Annotated in this window: 15 protein-coding genes and 2 pseudogenes; 12 read left to right on the top strand and 5 right to left on the bottom strand. The window is 73.9% G+C overall.

Going from position 1 to position 19,212, the window contains the following annotated elements; translation table 11 throughout:
* Window positions 1-448: GMC family oxidoreductase (locus GT045_RS14360; RefSeq protein WP_237538578.1), on the top strand; the 448-nt coding region annotated here is incomplete at its 5' end.
* Window positions 449-474: 26 nt separating this feature from the next.
* Here GT045_RS14360 and GT045_RS14365 read toward each other — a convergent pair.
* Both GT045_RS14365 and GT045_RS14370 read right to left on the bottom strand, forming a co-directional pair.
* On the bottom strand, window positions 475-1,014 hold the full coding sequence (locus tag GT045_RS14365) for a PaaI family thioesterase (protein WP_161334402.1): 540 nt from the start codon (window positions 1,012-1,014) through the stop codon (window positions 475-477).
* Window positions 1,015-1,131: 117 nt separating this feature from the next.
* Complete coding sequence (locus tag GT045_RS14370) at window positions 1,132-1,431, bottom strand: antibiotic biosynthesis monooxygenase (RefSeq protein ID WP_161334403.1); 300 nt, start codon at window positions 1,429-1,431, stop codon at window positions 1,132-1,134.
* A gap of 139 nt (window positions 1,432-1,570) precedes the next feature.
* Here GT045_RS14370 and GT045_RS14375 point away from each other — a divergent pair, with 139 nt between their 5' ends.
* On the top strand, window positions 1,571-2,530 hold the full coding sequence (locus GT045_RS14375; RefSeq protein WP_161334405.1) for a helix-turn-helix domain-containing protein: 960 nt from the start codon (window positions 1,571-1,573) through the stop codon (window positions 2,528-2,530).
* A 104-nt stretch (window positions 2,531-2,634) separates the two neighbouring features.
* Window positions 2,635-3,036 carry a hypothetical protein gene (locus tag GT045_RS14380; protein ID WP_161334406.1) on the top strand — a complete coding sequence of 134 codons (402 nt, stop codon included), beginning with the start codon at window positions 2,635-2,637 and terminating at the stop codon, window positions 3,034-3,036.
* A 5-nt stretch (window positions 3,037-3,041) separates the two neighbouring features.
* Here the strand turns inward: GT045_RS14380 and GT045_RS14385 are convergent.
* Window positions 3,042-3,445, bottom strand: a pseudogene (locus GT045_RS14385) (transposase); the annotation flags it as partial.
* Window positions 3,446-3,761: 316 nt separating this feature from the next.
* On the opposite strand from GT045_RS14385, the gene GT045_RS14390 reads away from it, so the two are divergent.
* The 4 genes from GT045_RS14390 to GT045_RS40455 all read left to right on the top strand — a co-directional run bounded on the left by GT045_RS14390 (window position 3,762) and on the right by GT045_RS40455 (window position 8,683).
* Window positions 3,762-6,374 (top strand): SpoIIE family protein phosphatase, encoded by a 2,613-nt coding sequence (locus GT045_RS14390; protein ID WP_345942648.1) that lies wholly within the window; start codon window positions 3,762-3,764, stop codon window positions 6,372-6,374.
* 240 nt (window positions 6,375-6,614) lie between these two features.
* Entirely contained in the window at window positions 6,615-7,367 is a 753-nt protein-coding gene (locus GT045_RS14395; RefSeq protein ID WP_161334407.1) for a GntR family transcriptional regulator, read from the top strand.
* A 57-nt stretch (window positions 7,368-7,424) separates the two neighbouring features.
* The gene (locus GT045_RS40450; RefSeq protein WP_272926854.1) at window positions 7,425-7,958 is read left to right on the top strand and encodes an MFS transporter; all 534 of its coding nucleotides are present in this window, start codon (window positions 7,425-7,427) and stop codon (window positions 7,956-7,958) included.
* Entirely contained in the window at window positions 7,955-8,683 is a 729-nt protein-coding gene (locus GT045_RS40455; RefSeq protein WP_345942649.1) for an MFS transporter, read from the top strand. The genes GT045_RS40450 and GT045_RS40455 overlap by 4 nt, the downstream gene beginning before the upstream one ends.
* Window positions 8,684-8,752: 69 nt before the next feature.
* On the opposite strand, the gene GT045_RS14405 is transcribed toward GT045_RS40455, so the two are convergent.
* Window positions 8,753-9,397: a dihydrofolate reductase family protein gene (locus GT045_RS14405; protein WP_161289152.1), complete on the bottom strand. Its 645-nt coding sequence runs from the start codon at window positions 9,395-9,397 to the stop codon at window positions 8,753-8,755.
* A gap of 71 nt (window positions 9,398-9,468) precedes the next feature.
* Window positions 9,469-11,694 (bottom strand): FUSC family protein, encoded by a 2,226-nt coding sequence (locus GT045_RS14410; RefSeq protein ID WP_161334408.1) that lies wholly within the window; start codon window positions 11,692-11,694, stop codon window positions 9,469-9,471.
* A 414-nt stretch (window positions 11,695-12,108) separates the two neighbouring features.
* On the opposite strand from GT045_RS14410, the pseudogene GT045_RS14415 reads away from it, so the two are divergent.
* The 5 genes and pseudogenes from GT045_RS14415 to GT045_RS14435 form a co-directional block, all read left to right on the top strand.
* Window positions 12,109-12,399: pseudogene (locus GT045_RS14415) on the top strand (glycosyltransferase); the annotation flags it as partial.
* Window positions 12,400-12,521: 122 nt separating this feature from the next.
* Window positions 12,522-14,672: an RNA polymerase recycling motor ATPase HelR gene (gene helR, locus GT045_RS14420; protein WP_161290978.1), complete on the top strand. Its 2,151-nt coding sequence runs from the start codon at window positions 12,522-12,524 to the stop codon at window positions 14,670-14,672.
* Window positions 14,673-14,924: 252 nt separating this feature from the next.
* A complete protein-coding gene (locus GT045_RS14425; protein ID WP_161334409.1) occupies window positions 14,925-16,682 on the top strand; it encodes an MOSC and FAD-binding oxidoreductase domain-containing protein in 1,758 nt (585 codons plus the stop codon).
* A gap of 276 nt (window positions 16,683-16,958) precedes the next feature.
* Window positions 16,959-17,753: an SDR family oxidoreductase gene (locus GT045_RS14430; protein WP_161290654.1), complete on the top strand. Its 795-nt coding sequence runs from the start codon at window positions 16,959-16,961 to the stop codon at window positions 17,751-17,753.
* Window positions 17,754-18,422: 669 nt separating this feature from the next.
* Window positions 18,423-19,212: AAA family ATPase (locus GT045_RS14435; protein WP_161334410.1), on the top strand; the 790-nt coding region annotated here is incomplete at its 3' end.

Genomic DNA, 19,212 nt, shown 5'->3' on the forward strand with positions numbered 1-19,212 from the left:
CGCCATGGTCGCCGACCGCCCCTCGGGCCGCGTCCTCGGCCGCGACCGCCCGCTGCCGCGCTACGGCCTCGACGCGCGCGACGCGGGCCGCCTGCTGCGGGCCCAGCGCGCCATGGGACGGCTGCTGTTCGCCGCCGGCGCCGAGGAGGTGCTGACCGGCGTCCCCCGGTTCCCGCGGGCCCGCACCCCCGCCCAGCTGGAGGCGCTGCTCGACCGGGTGAGCGTGCGCGACCTGCACGTGTCCGCCTTCCATCCCACGGGCACCGTCGCGGCGGGCGGCGACCCGCAGCGGGCGCCGGCCGACCCGGAGGGGTGGCTGCGGGGCGTGCACGGGGTGCTGATCGCCGACGGTTCCGTGCTGCCGAGCTGTCCGGAGGTGAACCCTCAGCTGAGCATCATGGCCGCGGCCCTGGCCGTCGCCCGGCGGGCCCCGGCACGGACCGGGTGACCCTCCCGCCGCACCCCGGCGGGGCCTCAGGCGGGCGCGGGAAGCGGGAAGACGGCGCAGGTGGCGGTCGCGTGGGCGTAGAGCCTGCCGTCCGCCGCCCCGACGAGCCGGGCCTCCGCCGTCGCGGTCGTGCGGCCCACGTGGACGGCCCGGCCCGCGCAGCGCAGCGTCGCGGTGGTGGCCAGCACCGGCCTGACGAGGTTCACCCCCAGCTGGACGGTGGTGTAGGCGCGGCCGGCCGGCAGGGCGGTGAGCACGGCGGTGCCGAGCGCGGAGTCGAGGACGGTGGCCATGAAGCCTCCGTGGACGGTGCCCATGGGGTTGAACAGGTGTTCCCCGGGCTCGCCCTCGAAGGTGGCCGCCCCGTCCTCCACCGCCACCAGGCGGAAGCCGAGCGTGCCGCAGATGGGGGCCTGGGGCAGACGGCCGTCCAGGCTCATGCGGGCCAGCTGGATGCCCGTACGGCCGGCGGCGGTCGCGTAGCTCGTCGGAGGCTCCCAGGTGTGGGTGCGCGAGCGGGTCCCGGTGGGAGGTGTGGCGCCCGCGGGGGCGGGGTGGTGTGTCATGGTGTGTCCGTTTCTTCGCCGGCCCGGCGTCGGTCGGGGGCCGTGGGGCGCCGGGCGGCGGCGCGGGAGAGGCGTGCGCCGCCCGGCGAGGAGATCAGGAAGGGCTGACCTGTGGGATCAGGGCAGCTTGACCGCCAGGAGGTCGACCGGGCGGATGTCCGGGGCCTCGCTGAGCAGATTCCCGGCGGCCTCCGACAGCGCGGCGGCGATCCGCCCGCCGAGGTGGGCCTGGCGCCCCTCCTCGTCGTCGAAGGTGTCGAAGACGCCGAAGGTGGTGGCGCCCTGCCGGAACGCGAACCAGGTGACCGTGTGGTCCTCCTGCCGCGCGAGCTGCAGGGCGTCCCGCAGCAGGGCCGCCACCTGGTCGGCGTACTCAGGCCGGGCCTCGATCGTGGCCAGCAGTCCGAGCTGGGTCATCTGTGCACTCCCGTGGTGTGGTTCTTCGTGGTCGGTGCCGGTGCCGGGCACCGGTCGGTCGTCCGGACACCGAGAAAACTAGGCCGCCCGAGTCGCCTGCCCCAGTGTCGGGAACGACGTATCCGATACTGTTTCCGTCATGGATGTGGCTGTGCTGGCGTACGACGGGGTGTTCGACTCCGGGCTCGCCGCCCTGCTCGACGTGCTCGACGGGGCCAACGCGATGCGGGAGGAGCTGCCCGAGCCCCCGCCCGCCTGGACGGTCACCCGCATCGGCTTCCGGCGGCGGATCCGGACGGCCGCGGGGCACCTGGTGGAGACGGCACCGGTCGACGCGGCGCAGGACACCGACCTGCTGCTGGTGCCCGCGCTGGCCGAGCGGCGGCCCGACGCCCTGATCGCCCACGTCTCCAGCCCGGACGCCCTGCCCGTGCGGCGGCTGGTGGCCGCGACACGCGAGCGCCGCATCCCCGTCGCGTCCGCCTGCACCGGCACCTTCCTGCTCGCGGAGTCGGGCGTGCTCAACGGGCGGCGCGCCACGACGAGCTGGTGGCTCGCCCCCTGGTTCCGCAAGCGCTACCCGGCGGTCGCGGTCGACGAGACCTGTATGGTCACCACCTCGCAGGGGGTGACGACGGCCGGGGCGGCGTTCGGGCATGTGGACCTGGCGCTGGCGATCGTACGGATGACCAGTCCCGCCCTCGCGGATCTGGTCGCCCGCTATCTGGTCGTCGACGAGCGTCCCTCCCAGGCGGCGTACACGATCTCCGCCGCCCTCGCACAGAGCGATCCGCTGCTCGCCGCCTTCGAGCGCTGGGCCCGCGTCCATCTGGACCAGCCCATCTCGATCGCCGACGGTGCGCGGGCCGTCGGCGTCAGTGAGCGCACCCTGCAACGGGCCGTGCGCCGCACCCTCGGCACGTCACCCGTCGGATTCGTCCGGGACCTGCGCGTCGAGCGCGCCGCTCATCTGCTGCGGACCACCGGCCTGCCGCTGGACGCCATCGCCCGCAAGGTCGGCTACGAACACGCCAACACGCTGCGCATCCTGCTGCGCGAACGCACCGGGGAGACGGCGAGCGCGCTGCGGCGGCGCTGACCGGCGCCGCGCATCTTACTGATCTTTTCAGAATGCCGTCCTGCGGAGACCCAGGTGGCCCATGGAACAATCCCTTCAGCCACTGCTCAGGGGGATGACGCCGCATGGAACGGGTTGGGGATGCACGGAAGCTCGTGCTTGGTTACGTACACGCTCTGAACGCGGTTGATGAGGCCATGAGGGCAGCGATCCCCTCGCTTGAGCGACTCGCAGATGTCCTCGGGCTCGTCCATTCGCGCCGGATCAGCCGGAGTGGGCAGGCCGGCACCTACTCCTACACGGTTCATGGGGCAGGGTGCCTTTTCGTGTGCGGCAACGGCACGGAGGTCGATGTGGACTTCGCAGCCGATGGGAGCGAAGTCTTCGACCTCTGGCGGCTGCGCCGATACGGGCTGAGCCTGCCGGAGCCTCTTGACGTCACCGATGAGGACCTGAGGACCGCGGTGGGGTCCCTGCAACCGCTTCTGACCGAGGTGCAACCGGGGTGGTTTCAGCAACGCCACTGATCGCTTCAAGACGAGGTGGGCAGGCGGCGCAGGCATATGAGGTCGCAGGCCAGTTCGAGCAGGCCCTGATGGAGATCGGCGCATCGCTCGTAGCGGGTGCGGAGCCGTTTGAACTGGTGCAGCCAGGCGAAGGTGCGCTCGACCACCCAGCGCACCTTGCCCGGTCCGGAACCGTGAGCGACGCCGCGTCGCGCGATCATTGGAGCCGGGGCGGGCGCGGTCGACGGGTGAGGGCCCGACGTGATCCCCCCTTTGAGGGCCCGGACGTGCGACCCGTCCACGGAGCAGTCGTCCAGGTCCAGCGGCCCGGCGCGGCGCAGCTCGGTCAGCAGGGCAGCATGCAGGCGTGGCCGCCACCGGCTTCGGTCCAGTCCCCCAACCGGCGCCAGGCCGTCACTCCGGAGCAGCCCCGCCACCACCGACCGCCTGCCCTCATGCCCCTCGGCCCCGCCTCCGCACCGCCACCACCGGCCGCCGCACCGCACACCCCACTGCTCCCGCCGCGCCGTCACCGGTCGCCGGTCAGGGAGGTGCAGTGCTAGAAAAGGGAGATGAGCGGACGTTCCCGCCGGCCATGGGCGAGAGCGGCGCCGCCGCCCGGCGCAGGGTGGTCATCCGAGCCGCCCCGCAGCCGAAGGCCCTGGCCGCTACGCGGACGCCGTCTCTCGTCGTCCCTGAGCGTCCGCACGCTCGCCGCACAGGTCTTCCTGTTCCAGGCGCTGCTCATGCTGATGCTGGTCGCGGTGGGCGCCGCCGCCCTGGTGGTGCAGGGCCGCTACGACGCCGAGCGCAGCGCCCGGGACCGTACGCTCGCCGCGGCCGAGGCGTTCGCCCACGCCCCGAGCACGGCGGCCGCGCTGCGCTCACCGGATCCGACGGTCCAGCTGCAGGCGCAGACGGAGCAGGTGCGGAAAGGTTCCGGCGTCGACTTCGTCACCGTCCTGGACAAGCACGGGGTGCGGCTCACCGACCCCGACCCCGCCCTCATCGGCACGAGGGCCCAGGGCGTCGGCCGGGCCGCGGGCGGCGAGACGTTCACCGAGACGTTCCACGGCCGGCCGACCGACGCCGTGCGCGCGGTCGTCCCGGTGACCGACGCCAGCCGGCGCGTGATCGGCATCGTCACCGCCGGGATCGAGTACGCCAACGTGGGCGAGGTGCTGAACCGGCAGCTGCCGTGGCTGCTCGGCGCCGCGGCGGCGGCGCTCGTCCTCGCGACGGGCGGCGCGGCACTGGTGAGCCGCCGGCTGCTGCGGCAGACCCACGGCCTCGGCCCGGCCGAGATGACCCGGATGTACGAACACCACGACGCCGTGCTGCACGCGGTGCGCGAGGGCGTGCTGATCGTCGGCGGCGACGGGCGCGTACTGCTCGCCAACGACGAGGCGCGCCGGCTGCTGGACCTGCCCGCCGACTCCGACCGGCGCTCCGTGCGGGAGCTGGGCCTCGGGCCCGGGCTGACGCGGCTGCTGACGGCGGGCAAGGCGGTGTCCGACGAGGTCAGGCCGGCCGGCGACCGGCTGCTGGCGGTGAACGTCCGGCCCATCGCCCCCTACGGCGGCGCTCAGGGACTGGTCGCCACCTTCCGTGACACCACCGAGCTGAGAGCCCTTTCGGGGCAGGCCGAGCTGGCGCGGGGACGGCTGTCGTTCCTGTACGAGGCGGGCATGCGCATCGGCACCACGCTCGATGTGCGGCGCACGGCCGAGGAACTGGCCGAGGTGGCGGTGCCCCGCATGGCCGACGTCGTCACCGTGGAACTGCTCGACGCGGTGCTGCGCGGCGAGGAGCCCACGAGCGCGGTGCACGAGATGCGGCGTACCGCGGTGCGCGCCGTGCCGGCCGACCACCCCTTGCAGCCGGTGGGCGACGTCATCCGGTTCGTGATGGCCGACACCCCCATGGTGGCGGCGCTGCGTCGCGGCAAGGCGGTGCTGGTGCCCGACCTCGACACCGCTCATGACTGGCGGGCGCAGGATCCCGGCGGAGCGCAGCGGGCACTGGAGCACGGCATCCACTCGATGATCTCCGTACCGCTCCAGGCGCGGTCGGTGGTGCTCGGCATGGTCAACTTCTGGCGCGGTGCGGGCTCTCCCCGGTTCGAGGAGGAGGACGTGGCCGTGGCCGAGGAGCTGGTGGCCCGGGCCGCCGTCGCGATCGACAACGCCCGCCGGTACTCCCGCGAGCACGCGATGGCCGTGACACTCCAGCGCAGCCTGCTGCCGCTGGGCCTGCCCGAGCAGGACGTCCTGGAGGTCTCCTCACGCTATCTGCCGGCGCGGTCCGGGGTGGGCGGCGACTGGTTCGACGTGATCCCCCTGCCCGGGTTCCGGGTGGCCCTGGTCGTCGGCGACATCGTGGGGCACGGGATGCAGGCCGCGGTGACCATGGGCCGGCTGCGCACGGCCGTGCTGAACTTCTCCTCGCTCGACCTGGCCCCGGAGGAACTGCTCGGGCACCTCGACGAGATGGTGACCCGGCTGGACTCGCAGACCGCGGGTGCCGACGACGACCGGGAACCGCTGACCGGTGCCACCTGCCTCTACGCCGTCTACGACCCGGTCGACGGCCGCTGCACCCTCTCCCGCGCCGGGCACCTGGCGCCTGCCGTGGTGGACCCCGAGGGCCGGGTGGACTTCCCCGACCTCCCCCTTTCGCCGCCGCTGGGGGTGGGCGGGCATCCGTTCGAGGCCGGCGAGCTGGACCTGCCCGCGGGCAGCCGGCTCGTCCTGTTCACCGACGGTCTGGTCGAGAACCGTGGGCGGGACGTCGACGAGGGCCTGGAGCTGCTCTCCTCGACCATCGCGCGCGTGGACCGGTCGCCGGAGGAGACCTGCCGTGCCCTCGTGGAGACGATGCTGCCGGACCACCCGAGTGACGACGTGGCGCTGCTGGTCGCCCGGACCAGGCTGCTCGACTCCTCCTGCGTCGCGATCTGGGATGTGCCGTCCGACGCGACGGCCGTACCCCGGGTCCGCAGCGAGGTGAGCCGACGGCTCGCCGACTGGGGGCTGGAGGAGGTGTCGTTCGCCACGGAGCTGATCCTCAGCGAACTCCTCACCAACGCGATCCGCTACGGCGCGCCGCCCGTCCGGGTCAGGCTGCTGCTGGGCCGCACCCTGGTCTGCGAGGTGTCGGACGGCAGCAACACCTCGCCGCGGCTGCGGCAGGCGGCCACCACGGACGAGGGGGGCCGCGGCCTGTTCCTCGTCTCCCAGTTCGCGGACATGTGGGGGACCCGCTACGCGGCGCGGGGCAAGGTCATCTGGGCCGAGCAGCGGCTGGACCGCGGCACGGAACCGGACCCGACGCTGCTGTTCGACGTCATGGGCCTGTGACCGGCCCGCCGCGGCCGTCCCGGGGCGGGTGCGTGCCGGGGGTGTGCCGCGACCGGTGCGTGCCGGGGGCATGCCGGGGCGGGTGCGTGCCGGGACGGGGGCATGCCGGGGCGGGTGCGTGCCGGCGCGGGTGCGTGCCGAGCGTATTGCTACTCCAGCAGCTTTCCGCGGGTGCAGTAGCTTGCCGATGCCCCCTGGAGACACCAGGTGCCGGGCAGCACACGCACCGGAGGACCGCCCATGCCGCGCGAGGCGCCGTACCTTGCCGTAGCCGACGTGCTGCGCGCACGGATTCTCGCGGGAGAGTGGAAGGCCGGTGAGCGTCTGCCGTCGCGGGCCCGGTTCGCCGAGGAGTACGGCGTCGGGCGCAACGTCCTGCAGCGGGCCATGGACCGTCTGATCAGCGACGGTCTCCTCGAAGGACGCGCCGGCTCAGGCACCTACGTGCGTGTGCCGCGCGAACGTCTGCGGCTGGTCCGCTCACGGCACCGCGACCGCCGGGGTGTTCCCGGCTCGGATTCGCGGGAGCGGGGCAGGGCCGACGCCTGGGACGCGCACAGCCGGGTGCGGGTCCCGGCGCCGGAGGCCATCGCCGAGCGGCTGGCCATCACCCCGGGAGACCTCTGCGTCACCACGCACTACGAGTTCCTCGCCGGCGGGCAGCCCGTCCAGCTCTCCGAGTCCTGGGAGCCGATGGCGCTCACGGACGGCACGCCGATCGTGCTGCCCGAGAAGGGGCCCCTGGCGGGCAAGGGGGTGGTCGAGCGCATGCGTTCCATGGGCGTGGTCGTCGAGACGGTGGTGGAGGCGCCACGCCCGGCTCGGGCCACCCCGGCCCAGGCGAACCTGCTGGGGATCAACGCCGGGGACCTGGTGCTGCGGATCGAGCGGACGATCTACGACACGGACGGACGCCCGGTGGAGACCGCGGACATGGTCGTCCCGGACGCGCGGCGGGAAGTGGTCTACGAATACGGGGTCGACCGGCCCTAGCTCCGCCGCACCCACCCGAACAGATTCCGACACCGATCACCGATCGAGGAGACACGCATGCCCGGAACACCCCGGCTCGGACTCTTACGCGACCCGGATTTCGGGCGGCTGTCCGCCGCCACCGCGCTCGGCCAGCTCGGCGACCGCGTCCTCTTCCTGGCGTTGCCGCTGGTGGCCATCGAGGCACTGCACGCCGACGAGTTCCAGGTCGGGGCGCTGGCCGCGACGACCACGGCCGGCTCGCTGCTGGTCGGGCTGCCGGCCGGCGCGTGGGTGGACCGCGTGCGGAAGAGGCCGGTGATGATCAGCACCGACCTGGTGCGGGCGTTCGTGCTGACGACCGTACCGCTGGCGTGGTGGGCGGGCCTTCTGACCATCTGGTGGGTCTACACGGTCGCCTTGGTCCACGGGATCCTGACCGTGTTCTTCGACGTCGCGTACACCAGCTGCCTGCCCCGGCTGGTGGGACGCGGCAACCTCGTCGAGGGGAACGCGAAGCTCTCGGCTGTCCGCTCGGTGACCAGCATCGGCGGGCCGGCGGTGGCGGGGCCGGCGGCCGGGCTGGTGGGCGCCCCCCGACGCTGCTGGTGAGCGCGGCCGGGATGGCCCTGTCGGGGCTGCTGGCGTCGGCGATCCGCACACGCGAGCCGAGGCCGGTGCCGAGCCGGCACCCGCGGCTGGGGCGGGAGGTCAAGGAGGGACTGGAGTTCGTCCTGCGCGACCCCGCCCTGCGCGCGGTCATGGCGGGGGACGCGATCTTCAACCTCTCTCTCGTCATGTACCAGACCATGCTGCTGGTCTTCCTGGAGCGGGACCTCGGTCTCCGGTCGCTCGGCGTCGGCCTCGTTCTGTCGGGGATGGGATGTGGCGCCCTGCTGGGCGCGCTGCTGGCGAGAAGGGTCTCCGCGCGGGTCGGGCAGGGTCCCGTCATCTGGCTCGCGTCCCTGATCACCTGTCCGTCGACCGCGCTGATGCCGCTGGCGCGGCCCGGCTGGAGCGTCTGCGTCGCCGCGGCCGGGCTCGCGGCCCTGTCCCTGGGCGGAGTCGTCCGCGTCGTGGCTCAGTCGAGCTTCCAGCAGGCCCTCACCCCGGACCGGCTGCTCGGCCGGACGAGCGCGACGGCCCGGTTCGTCTCCTGGGGCGGGATCCCGCTGGGCGGACTCCTGGGCGGAGCCTCCGGGTCCGCGTTCGGGGCTGCGGCCACCCTGTGGATCGGCGCCGCGGGCATGACGCTCAGCGCCTTGCCCACGTTCCTGTCACCCCTGCGTACCGTGCGCACGTCCGCGCCCCGGTCGGCCCCCGGGTCCGCCCGCTGACGAGGCGCCGGGCGGGCCCGGGGCCCGGCCGGCGCACCCGCCGCACCACCGGCAGGCGCCCGGCCACCGTCACCTGCGCCAGAACAGATGGTGGGTCACACCGCTCGGGCTGGGTACGACGTCCAGGTGGAACCGGTCGAGCAGTTCGTCGGGAGACTCCCACAGGCGCAGTCCGGTCCCCAGCTTCACCGGTGCGACCGCCACGTGCAGGGTGTCCACGAGGTCGGCGTCGAGGAACTGCCGGACGGTGGTGACCCCGCCGCCGAGCCGGACGTCCTTGCCTCCCGCCGCCTCCCGCGCCCGCGCGAGGACCGCAGCCGGGTCTCCGGCGACGAAGTGGAACGTGGTGTCGGAGAGCGTGAAGGAAGGGCGCTCGTGGTGGGTCATGACGAACACCGGCGTGTGGAAGGGGGGTTCGTCGCCCCACCAGCCGCGCCACTCGTGGTCGCTCCACGGTCCTCGCTGGGGTCCGAACTTGTTCCGGCCCATGATCTCGGCGCCGATGTCGCGCCCGAAGTCCCGGGTGAAGTAGTCGTCCAGGCCCCGGCTCCCGCCGGGTTCGGTGCGGTTGGGCCAGCTCGCCGTGGCACCGGCCCAGGCGAACAGCGCCGTCGGGTCGATGTCGCCGAACGGCCTGTCCAGGCTCTGGTTCTCGCCGGCGCCGATGCCGTCGCTCGACACGTTGAAGTTGTGGACCCGCAGCAGCTGAGCCATGTGTGCCTCCGTTGGGTGTGCGATGAAGGTGAGACCGCGCCCGCCGGGAAAACTCATCGCCGGCCGTGCGGTCAGTGCCCGTCGGCGGCCGCGGCGCCGGTCCGGGGGGCGGGGTCGGCGTGCGCGATCCGGGCCAGGTCGGCCATGAGCGAGTCCAGCCACGCCGCCGTCGCGTAGTAGCGCCGTGGAGCGCCGGGCGGCTCGGCGGCGAAGTCCGCGGGGGCCGGGTCGGTCAGCGGTACCGGTGCGGGCGGGGTGTCCTCCCCCGGGTCCAGCGCCGCCGAGACCAGCAGCATCCGCCCCGCCACCCGGTCCCCCAGGGTGCCTGCGGACGCCGCCGCCGCCGGCCCCAGTTCGGTGCACGGCGGCTCCAGCAGCCGGGCGGAGCCCCACAGGGTGTGGTGTCCGGCGATCAGGGTGGCCTGCCAGTCCACCACGGCCGGCGCCCCGGGGCCCCGCCCGGTGAAGGGCGGCGGCTCGCTCTGCAGCTGCGCGTAGGCGGACTCCGCGAGGAGGACGGCGCGTTGCAGCGACCGGTGGCCGGACACGCCCGGCCGGACGGCCGCCGCCGCGCCGTCCGCCACGGCGGCGCTGGTCGTCACCACGATCTCCGCGGATCGGCGCAGGAGTTCCGCGCCCGCGTGGTGCATCTCGTCATGGGCGCCCCGGGGCCAGGCCAGCACGCCGAAGACGACACCGATGGCGCTGCCGACGAGGACGTCGAGGAGCCTGGCCTCCGCCAGCCGCCACGTCGGCTGCGCCAGCTGGGCGAAGACCAGCGCCACGAGCACGGTGAACAGCCCCTGTGCCCAGCCCATGCCCTTGACCGGTCCCACCGTGAAGGCGCACAGCATCCACACCGGCAGCAGCACGGCGTAGACGGCGGTGTCGGTCCCCACCAGGACCAGGATTCCGGCGCTCACCAGGGCGCCGGCCAGCGTGCCCGCGAGCGCCAGGCGGATGGTGCTCCACGTCTCGCCCAGGGTGGTGCGGGTCAGGGTGAGGGTCGCCAGCATGGCCCAGAATCCGTGCGGCAGGGTGTCCACCCCGGCCACGAGCCGGACCGCGGTCAGGGCCAGGGCCATCCGCACCGCGTTCTGGAAGAACACCGACCTGCGCCCGGCGTGGCCGTGCATCCGGTGCCACCACAGGGCGGGGGCCCGGCTCGTGGCGTACCAGAAGCGGCCCGCCGGCAGCGGCACCGAGGCGTGCCGGCCGTGCACCGCCAGATCGGCCGCCGCGCCCATGGCCAGCGCCGCGTCGGCGATCTCCAGCACGGCCGCGTGGCGGCGCAGGACGGCGGGCGGGAAACCGGCTGCGGGCCCGGTCTCCCCGGCCCGGCGCGGGGTGTGGGCCGCGGTGGGCGCAGGCGGTCCCGCGGACACCTCGGACAAGTGCGCGCGAGCCTCCGCCAGCGCTCGCTGCCGGGCCGCGGGGGACGCTCCGGTGCGCAGGCAGGCCGCGGTCGTCCCGGCCAGCGCGGCCACCGCGTACAGCACGGCGGACACGGCGTGCCGTGCCTGCGGCCCCGGTGCGTCCGGCGGTTCGGCGGGGAGCTGGGCCAGTCTGCTGAGCAGGGTGCGGGTGGCCAGGCCGGTGTGGGCGAGGGCGCGGTCGTGCAGCCCGGGGCCCGCCGGGCGCTCCGCATCCGGCACGTTGAACGGCCGCAGGGTCTGCCCCGCCTCCCGGGCCGCCCGGACGCCGGGGTCCGTCAGGGTGCCGGGCGGTGCCGCGAGCCCCGCCGCGCACTGCTCGGCGGTCAGCGCCGCCCGGGCGGCCCGCTCCCGGTAAGGCAGCGGGCGGGGTTCGCGGAAGAGCAGCGCCTCGGCGGCGACGAACAGGACCGCCCCCGTGGTCGTACCGATCAGCCGGTCGCCGAGCGAGCCGGGGTCGTACGGCGGGAAGGACGGCAGGATGTAGAGGAGCTGGAGGCCGGGGGCCGCACCGGCCGGGCGCGGCCCGCCCACGGCGGCGAAGGTCAGGGTGAAGCCGACCACGAGCATGCCGGCCACCGCGCTCCAGGTCCGCACCGACAGACAGGTGCCCACGACCACCAGGGCCCAGCACACGGGCAGCAGGCGCAGCACCACCGCCGCGCGCTGCCGGCCGGTACCGGGGATCCTGGACAGTCCGCCCACGGCCACCACGGTGAACAGCGCGTAGGTCGCCGCCACGGGGCGGTCGAGGCCGTAGCGGAAGGCGTAGAAACAGGCCGCCGCGACGAGTGTCACGCGCAGCGCACGGCGGCCAGGGGCGGCGTAGGCCGCCGGCAGCCGAGGACCTGGAACACCCCGCATCTCCTCAGGATCACCCACCCCAGGGCATCCGGCACGTCCGAACCGGTGGCGGGGAGGAGCGGAGAAAGCGGATCCGGTGGCGGGAGGAGGGGGAGAAGACGAAGGGCAAGGAGATGATCCACTCCTTGCCACTTTCAACTTATAGCGCACCGGGGGGCTTGCGGCAAGGCCCCCGTCGTACCGCAGAATCGTCCGTCTGAGCCGGTGATGCCGAGGAAAACGGGGTTGTACGTAGTGCGTGTGGTGTTGTCGACATACGGGTCACGCGGGGACGGCGAACCGCCGGCGGGACTCGCGGTGCGGCTGCGGGAACGCGGTGCGCGGGTACGGGTGTGCGCGCCGCCGGACGAGGACTTCGCGCGGCGGCCTTCCGGCGTCGGCGTGCCGTCGCTGCCGGTGGGCCCGTCGGCGCGCGGCGCGGGGACGACCCCGGCGGCCACCCGGGCCGGCGTCGCCCAGGTGGTGGTGCCGCAGGCGGCGGACCAGCCGTACTGGGCCGGCCGGGTGGCCGGACTGGGCATCGTAGCGGCGCACGACGGTCCCGCACCGACGTCCGCGTCCCTGACCGCCGCCCTGCGGACCGCCCTCTCCGCCACGCCCCGCGCCCGGGCGGCCGCCGTGGCCGGCCGGGTCCGTACCGACGGCGCGTCGGTGGCCGCGGGGCTGCTGTGCGACGCCGCCGGCCGAGGAGGCCGGCACACCTGAGCGTGATCCCCTCCTCCGCGCCCGGCCGGCCCGGCCACGCCGGAACCCACCCGGGCGCGTCGAGCCGGCCCCCGGAACACCAGACCTGCGACGCCACGAGCGGCCTCATCGGAGCCAATGACGTGAAACCTTCCCTGACCACCAGCGCCTTCGCCCTGCCCGACCGCCTCTCGGCGAAGGCCGACCCGGCACTGATCGCCGACGACGACCGGCACTTCGCGGCGGTCGCCGAGTGTCTCGAACGGTCCGTCGCGGAGCTGACCGGCCGCCTCGCCGCCGAGCGCAAGGCCCCCGGTGGCGCGGGCCGGCAGGCGATGGACCGGGACGCGGAGATCCACCGGCTGACCGCCCGGCTGCGCGCCCTGCGCCGCTTCGGCCTGGATCTGTGTCTGGGGCGCATGGTCACCGCTGACGGCCTCGAACCGGTCTACGTCGGCCGGCTCGGGCTCACCGACAGCACGGGCCGCCGGCTGCTGGTCGACTGGCGCTCGCCGGCGGCCGAACCGTTCTTCGGAGCCACCCACGCCAACCCGATGGGTCTGGCGAGCCGCCGCAGGTACCGCTGGAGCGACGGCCGGGTCGGCGACTACTGGGACGAGGTGTTCACCGCCGAGGGTCTGGCGGGGCATGCCGCGCTCGACGACCAGTCGGCCTTCATCGCGAGCCTGGGCGGCAACCGCTCGCCGCGGATGCGGGACGTGCTCGGCACCATCCAGGCGGACCAGGACGCCATCATCCGCGCGGGTTCCCGCGGTGCCCTCGTCGTCGACGGCGGGCCGGGCACGGGCAAGACCGTGGTGGCCCTGCACCGCTCCGCCTATCTGCTCCACTCCGATCCCCGGCTCGGCCACCGCCGGGGCGGTGTCCTGTTCGTCGGCCCCCACCGGCCGTACCTGAACTACGTCGCCGACGTCCTGCCCAGCCTCGGCGAGGAGGGTGTGCAGACCTGCACCCTGCGGGACCTCGTCGCCGAGGGAGCCGGGGCAGCCGTCGAGGCCGACCCCCGGGTGGCCCGCCTGAAGTCGTCCGCGCAGATGGTGAAGGCGGTCGAGACGGCCGTCCGGTTCTACGAGGAGCCGCCCGCCGAGGGGATGACGGTCACCACCCACTGGTCCGACATCTGGCTGAGTGCCGGTGAGTGGGCCGTGGCGTTCGAGGCGGCGGAGCCCGGCACCCCGCACAACGAGGCCCGCGACCAGGTCCTGGAGGAACTGCTCACCATCCTGGTGGACAAGCACGAGGGGGACGTCTCGCCGGAACTGCTGCGCCGGTCGCTGCTGCGGAACAGGGACCTGCTGACCGCCTTCAACCGCGCCTGGCCGCTGCTGGAGGCGGCCGATCTCGTGGGCGACCTGTGGACGGTGCCCGCCTATCTGCGGATGTGCGCTCCCTGGCTCGGCCGCGAGGACGTCCAGCGGTTGCAGCGGGCGGACGCGCAGGCGTGGACGGTGTCCGACCTGCCGCTGCTGGACGCGGCGCGGCAGCGGCTCGGCGACCCGGAGGCGGCCCGGCGCAAGCGACGCCAGAAGGCCGTCCTCGCGGTGCAGCGTGAGCGCATGGCACAGGTCGTCGACAGCCTGGTCAGGGCCGATGACGACGGGGAAGGCCTCATGACCCAGCTTCGCCGGGAGGACTTCCAGCGGAACCTGGTCGACGAATCCGAGCTCGCCGCCGTCGAACCGGACCTGCTCGCCGGCCCGTTCGCGCACATCGTCGTGGACGAGGCCCAGGAACTGACCGACGCGGAGTGGCAGATGCTGCTGCTGCGCTGCCCGTCCCGGAGCTTCACCGTCGTCGGGGACCGCGCCCAGGCGAGGCACGGGTTCACGGAGACGTGGCGGGAGCGGCTCGAACGGGTCGGGTTCGGCCGGATCGAACTGGCCTCCCTGACCATCAACTACCGGACGCCGGAGGAGATCATGGCGGAGGCCGAGCCCGTCATCCGGGCCGCCCTCCCGGACGCCAACGTCCCGACGTCCATCCGCGCCAGCGGCATCCCCGTCGTGCACGGGCCGGCCTCGGATCTGCGCCCGGTCCTCGACGGCTGGCTCGACGCCCATGCCGACGGGATCGCCTGCGTCATCGGCGATCCCGCGTTCCCGGCGACGTCCCGCGTCCGGTCGCTGTCCCCGGAGCTGGCGAAGGGGCTCGAGTTCGACCTGGTCGTGCTGGTCGATCCGGAGGCGTTCGGCGAAGGCGTCGAGGGAGCGGTGGACCGCTATGTCGCGATGACCCGGGCGACCCAGCGCCTCGTCGTGCTCCGCTCCGGCTGACGCCCGGCGCCCGGGTGCGACCTGCCGGCAGGCGGCCCCGACGGCCCGTCCGGCCGCGGCCCGGGCGCCGGGGGCCGGGCGCGGCAAACGTCTTCCGCCCCCTGGCGCCGGGGGCGGGGACGCGGCAGGCGTCTTCCGCCGCCCGGTGCCTGCGCGGAATCGCGGCGGCCCGGGCGCGGAACTAGGATCGGGCGCGAGCGCACAAGCACAGCGTCACGCGGGGCTGCCGGCCGGCCACCCACAGGAGGCGCAATGGCGACGCTGCTGTCCGTCAACGTGGGGCTGCCCCAGGACGTGCCCTGGCACGGCAGGACCGTGCACACCGGCGCCTGGAAGTCCCCCGTGCGGGGCCCCCGGATGGTACGGCGGCTCGACGTCGACGGGGACGGCCAGGGGGATCTGGCCGGGCACGGCGGTGAGATCCGTGCCGTGCTCGTCTACCAGCTCGAGTCCTACCGGTACTGGCGGGAGCACCTGGGCCGCGACGACCTGGTCTCCGGGATGTTCGGGGAGAACTTCACCGTCGACGGGCTGCCGGACGACGAGGTGTGCATCGGGGACCGCTACCGCATCGGGGAGGCCGAGTTCGAGGTCACCCAGCCCCGGGTCACCTGCTACCGCGTCGGCATGCGCCTGGGCGAACCGGCCATGGCCTCCCTGCTGGTCGCCCACCACCGCCCCGGCTTCTATCTCCGGGTCCTCACCGAGGGACGCGTCCGGGCCGGTGACGAGATCACCCTGACCCGCAGGGGGCCCGGAGGGCTCAGCGTGGCCGACACCGACGCGCTGCTCTACCTGCCCGGCCGCGACCCGGAGATGCTGCGCAGGGCACTGGACGTCCCCGCTCTCAGCCCCGGCTGGCAGCAGTCCTTCCGTGAGCTGGCCGCCGCCGGGCAGGGGGCGGGACGGCCGGCCGGGCCCGGCGGCGCGCCGGGGCCGGCGGAGGCGCCCGGGTGGCCCGGGTTCAAGGCCATGCGTGTCGCCCGTATCGTCGCCGAGACCCCCGACATCTCCTCGATCTACCTCGGCACCACCGACGGCAGCCCCCTGCCCGCGGCCCGCGCGGGGCAGTACCTGTCCATCCGCCTCACCATCGGCGGCGCCCCCGTGGTCCGCAGCTACTCGCTGTCCGCCACCCCCACCGCCGACACCTACCGGATCAGCGTCAGACACGAGGCCCACGGGAAGGCCAGCGCCTACCTGCACGCCGCGCTGCGCGCAGGCGACCTCGTGGACATCGCCGCACCGCGCGGAACGTTCGTCCTCGAAGCGGGCACCCGTCCGGTCGTCCTCGTCTCCGCGGGCATCGGCGCCACCCCCGTCCTCGCGATGCTCCACCGGCTCGCCGCCGCGACCGACCCCCGCCCCGTCTGGTGGGTCCACGTCGCCCGCGACCGCGCCCACCACGTCTTCGCGGACGAGGCCCGCACGTTGCTGGCCAGACTGCCCGACGCGCACGAGTACGTGTACTACACCGCCGACGCCCGGGCCGCCCCGGCGGCCGGTGGGCGCCGTGCCGGCCGGGGCCGCCCCACCGCCTCGTCGCTCACGGCCATGGGCATCCCCGCCGACGCCGACGCCTACCTCTGCGGCCCGCCGTCCTTCATGGACGACCTCGCCGCCCACCTGCGCGAGTGCGGTCTGCACCCGGAGGCGATCCACACCGAGCAGTTCAGCGCGCTCCCCGCAGCCAACCCCGGTCTCCTGCCCACGGCCGCCGTCCGGCCGCACCAGCCGCCCGGCCCGCCGGGCGCCGGCCCCCTCGTCCACTTCGCCCGCAGCGGTGTGACCACCCCCTGGTCACCCGTCCACGCATCGCTCCTCGACCTCGCCGAAGCCTGCGACATCCCCACCCGCTGGTCCTGCCGCACCGGCGTCTGCCACACGTGCGTGACCCACCTCCTGGCGGGCGACGTCGCCTACACCACCCCGCCCCTGGAGCCGCCCGAGCCCGGCAGCGTCCTCGTGTGCTGCAGCGAACCGGCGACCGAGACCGTGCTCGATCTCTGACCTGCCGGCGGGAGCCTGGGGGCGCGGGGAGGCGGCTGGGTCGGAAGCCCTGGGGCGCGGGGAGCCGGGTGGGCCGGACGCCGGAGGTGCCGGGGCCCCCGGGGGCCCGGGGCCCGGGGGTATCGGGGTCCGGGAGTATCCGGGCCCGGGGGTGCCGAGCGGGTGCGCCGCCGAACGGCCGATCGTCTCCGCGCCGTTCGCCCGTTCCCCGCGGGGCGGCCGTCAGACTTGTCGGGCCATGACATCCGGACGCGCACGAAGGGAACCCGTCCGCCCATGCAGATCGACCTGACAGGACGCACAGCACTGGTGACCGGCTCGACCCAGGGCATCGGGGCGGCCATCGCCGTCGCCCTCGCCCGGGCCGGGGCCCGCGTGGGGATCAACGGCCGCGACGAGCGGCGGGTGGCCGAGAGCGTCGAGTCGCTGGGGAGCCGGGCGCCCGGCGCGGAACTGGTGCCGGTGGCGGCCGACGTGTCCACCGACGAGGGCGCGGCCCGGGTGGCGGAGCTGCTGCCCCAGGTGGACATCCTCGTGAACAACCTCGGGGTGTTCGGCGCCGCCGACCCGCTGGAGATCACCGACGACGAGTGGCGGCGCTACTTCGAGGTGAACGTCCTGGCCGCCGTGCGGCTCACCCGGCAGTATCTGCCGGGCATGACCGGGCGCGGCTGGGGGCGGATCCAGTACGTCGCCAGCGATTCGGCGGTCGCCATCCCCGCCGAGATGATCCATTACGGGATGTCGAAGACGGCATTGCTGGCGGTGAGCCGCGGTTTCGCGAAAAAGGCCGCGGGCACGGGCGTGACGGTGAACTCGGTCATCGCGGGGCCCACACACACGGGCGGCGTCGAGGACTTCGTGTACGAGCTCGTGGACCGGGAGCTGCCCTGGGACGAGGCACAGCGCACGTTCATGCGTGAGCACCGTCCTCAGTCGCTGCTCCAGCGGCTGATCGAGCCGGAGGAGATCGCCCACATGGTGGTCTACCTCAGCTCCGAGCAGTCCTCGGCCACCACCGGCGGAGCCCTGCGGGTGGACGGCGGGTACGTCGATTCGATCCTGCCCTGACGGTCACCGACACCCTCGGCTGCCCGAACGGGCAGCGGAAGCGCTTTCCCGTGACCGATGCCGCGACCGGCCGTGCCCGGTTCCTTTCTTTAACCGTCCGGTAAATCAAAGGACTGTAAAAGGACTTCTGTACGGACGGTCCCGCCAGTAAGCAAGTGACATCACAAGGACGGCAGTTGACAACGTTGGCCTAGACAGATAGCGTCTCTACCTGCTATGAGCATCTAATCTTTAATTCTTGCGACTCGACCAGCAAAGTCCGGCACTCGGCCAGCAAAGCCACGGGCACCCCGAATAATCTCAGCCAAGCAATTGGCCGAAAGTTTGCGGTCCATGGAATCGGGACGCCTCGCGGTCGTGCCCCGGCGGCCGGCAGCGGCTCATCAATGCGACGTGGCATTGGAGCCCGCCCTCGGCACGCGGCAAAAACGGGAGACCAGTGGACGCGACGCCCCTCGCGCGGTGCGGGAAGGGATCACACCGACGGGCACGGCCCGCTGCGCCGCCGGTCAGAAGCCGTCCGCGGAGCCCCGACCGCCTCGGCGCGCCGCCTTTGCGGCGATGCCGTCGCCCTCACAGACTTTTCACGCACTGCCCGTGAGCCCCGCCCGGCACACGGAAAACAGGGCATGATCCGGCTCGAGAACAAGAATCCAGGGGGGACTTACGATGCAGCTTTTCGGCCGTTCACGAGAACTTCATGCACTGGCTGAGTCGTTCGCCGACAGCGCCCGGGGAAACGGTCGGCTCGTGATCATCACCGGAGGCCCAGGATCCGGAAAGACCCAGCTGGTCCACGAATTCCTGACCACGCTGAACCGCACCTCCGCGCACATACTGACGGGTACGGTCTCTTCGGCTGAACGAGATCAGCCGCTGGGCCTGGTGAGGCAATTACTCCGCAACGCGGAAGCGGAGTGCGCGATATCACACCACCCGCTCCCGGCGGCCGGCTCCCCGGCGGAAAACCGCCGCCCGTGGGACCCCGGCCCCGACGCCCTGCCCGGGTCCCCGGGAGAAGGTGCGGCCGAGGCGCTGCTGCACCTCACCCACGACGACCGTCCCCTGGTCGTCGCCGTGGACGACGCCCACGCCATGGACGCGGCCTCCCTGCGGACGATCGTCCACCTGCTGCGCCGCAGCCGCTCCCGCCGGGTGCTCGTGGTGTGCGCGACCTCCGGGCACTTCGGCGAGATCCGCTCGGCCGCGCACACCGAACTCCTGCGCCAGCCGCACCGCCGGGTGCGCCTGGCTCCCCTGTCGGAGGCGAGCGTCGGCGAACTGCTCGCCGCCCAGGCCGGACGCCCGCTGCCCGACAGCGTCCGCAGCGCCTACCACCGGGCCACCGCGGGCAGCCCCCTGCTCGTGCACGCCCTGCTGGACGACAGCACGGGCTTCGGCCCCGAGATCGGCGGGCCCGTCGCGGGCGCCGCCTACCGCCAGGCCGTGCTGTCGCTGC

Origin of the sequence: Streptomyces sp. SID486 (assembly GCF_009865385.1) — a bacterium.
Lineage (GTDB): Bacteria > Actinomycetota > Actinomycetes > Streptomycetales > Streptomycetaceae > Streptomyces.

What these genes read in the sequence shown, in the direction of transcription:
- GT045_RS14375 (WP_161334405.1), top strand. Translation starts at nt 1,571, where the DNA reads ATGGATGTGGCTGTGCTGGCGTACGACGGGGTGTTCGACTCCGGGCTC.
- GT045_RS14380 (WP_161334406.1), top strand. Translation starts at nt 2,635, where the DNA reads ATGGAACGGGTTGGGGATGCACGGAAGCTCGTGCTTGGTTACGTACAC.
- GT045_RS14365 (WP_161334402.1), bottom strand. Translation starts at nt 1,014, where the DNA reads ATGACACACCACCCCGCCCCCGCGGGCGCCACACCTCCCACCGGGACC.
- GT045_RS14395 (WP_161334407.1), top strand. Translation starts at nt 6,615, where the DNA reads ATGCCGCGCGAGGCGCCGTACCTTGCCGTAGCCGACGTGCTGCGCGCA.
- GT045_RS40450 (WP_272926854.1), top strand. Translation starts at nt 7,425, where the DNA reads ATGCCCGGAACACCCCGGCTCGGACTCTTACGCGACCCGGATTTCGGG.
- GT045_RS14370 (WP_161334403.1), bottom strand. Translation starts at nt 1,431, where the DNA reads ATGACCCAGCTCGGACTGCTGGCCACGATCGAGGCCCGGCCTGAGTAC.
- GT045_RS14390 (WP_345942648.1), top strand. Translation starts at nt 3,762, where the DNA reads ATGCTGATGCTGGTCGCGGTGGGCGCCGCCGCCCTGGTGGTGCAGGGC.
- GT045_RS14410 (WP_161334408.1), bottom strand. Translation starts at nt 11,694, where the DNA reads ATGCGGGGTGTTCCAGGTCCTCGGCTGCCGGCGGCCTACGCCGCCCCT.
- GT045_RS14405 (WP_161289152.1), bottom strand. Translation starts at nt 9,397, where the DNA reads ATGGCTCAGCTGCTGCGGGTCCACAACTTCAACGTGTCGAGCGACGGC.
- GT045_RS14425 (WP_161334409.1), top strand. Translation starts at nt 14,925, where the DNA reads ATGGCGACGCTGCTGTCCGTCAACGTGGGGCTGCCCCAGGACGTGCCC.
- GT045_RS14430 (WP_161290654.1), top strand. Translation starts at nt 16,959, where the DNA reads ATGCAGATCGACCTGACAGGACGCACAGCACTGGTGACCGGCTCGACC.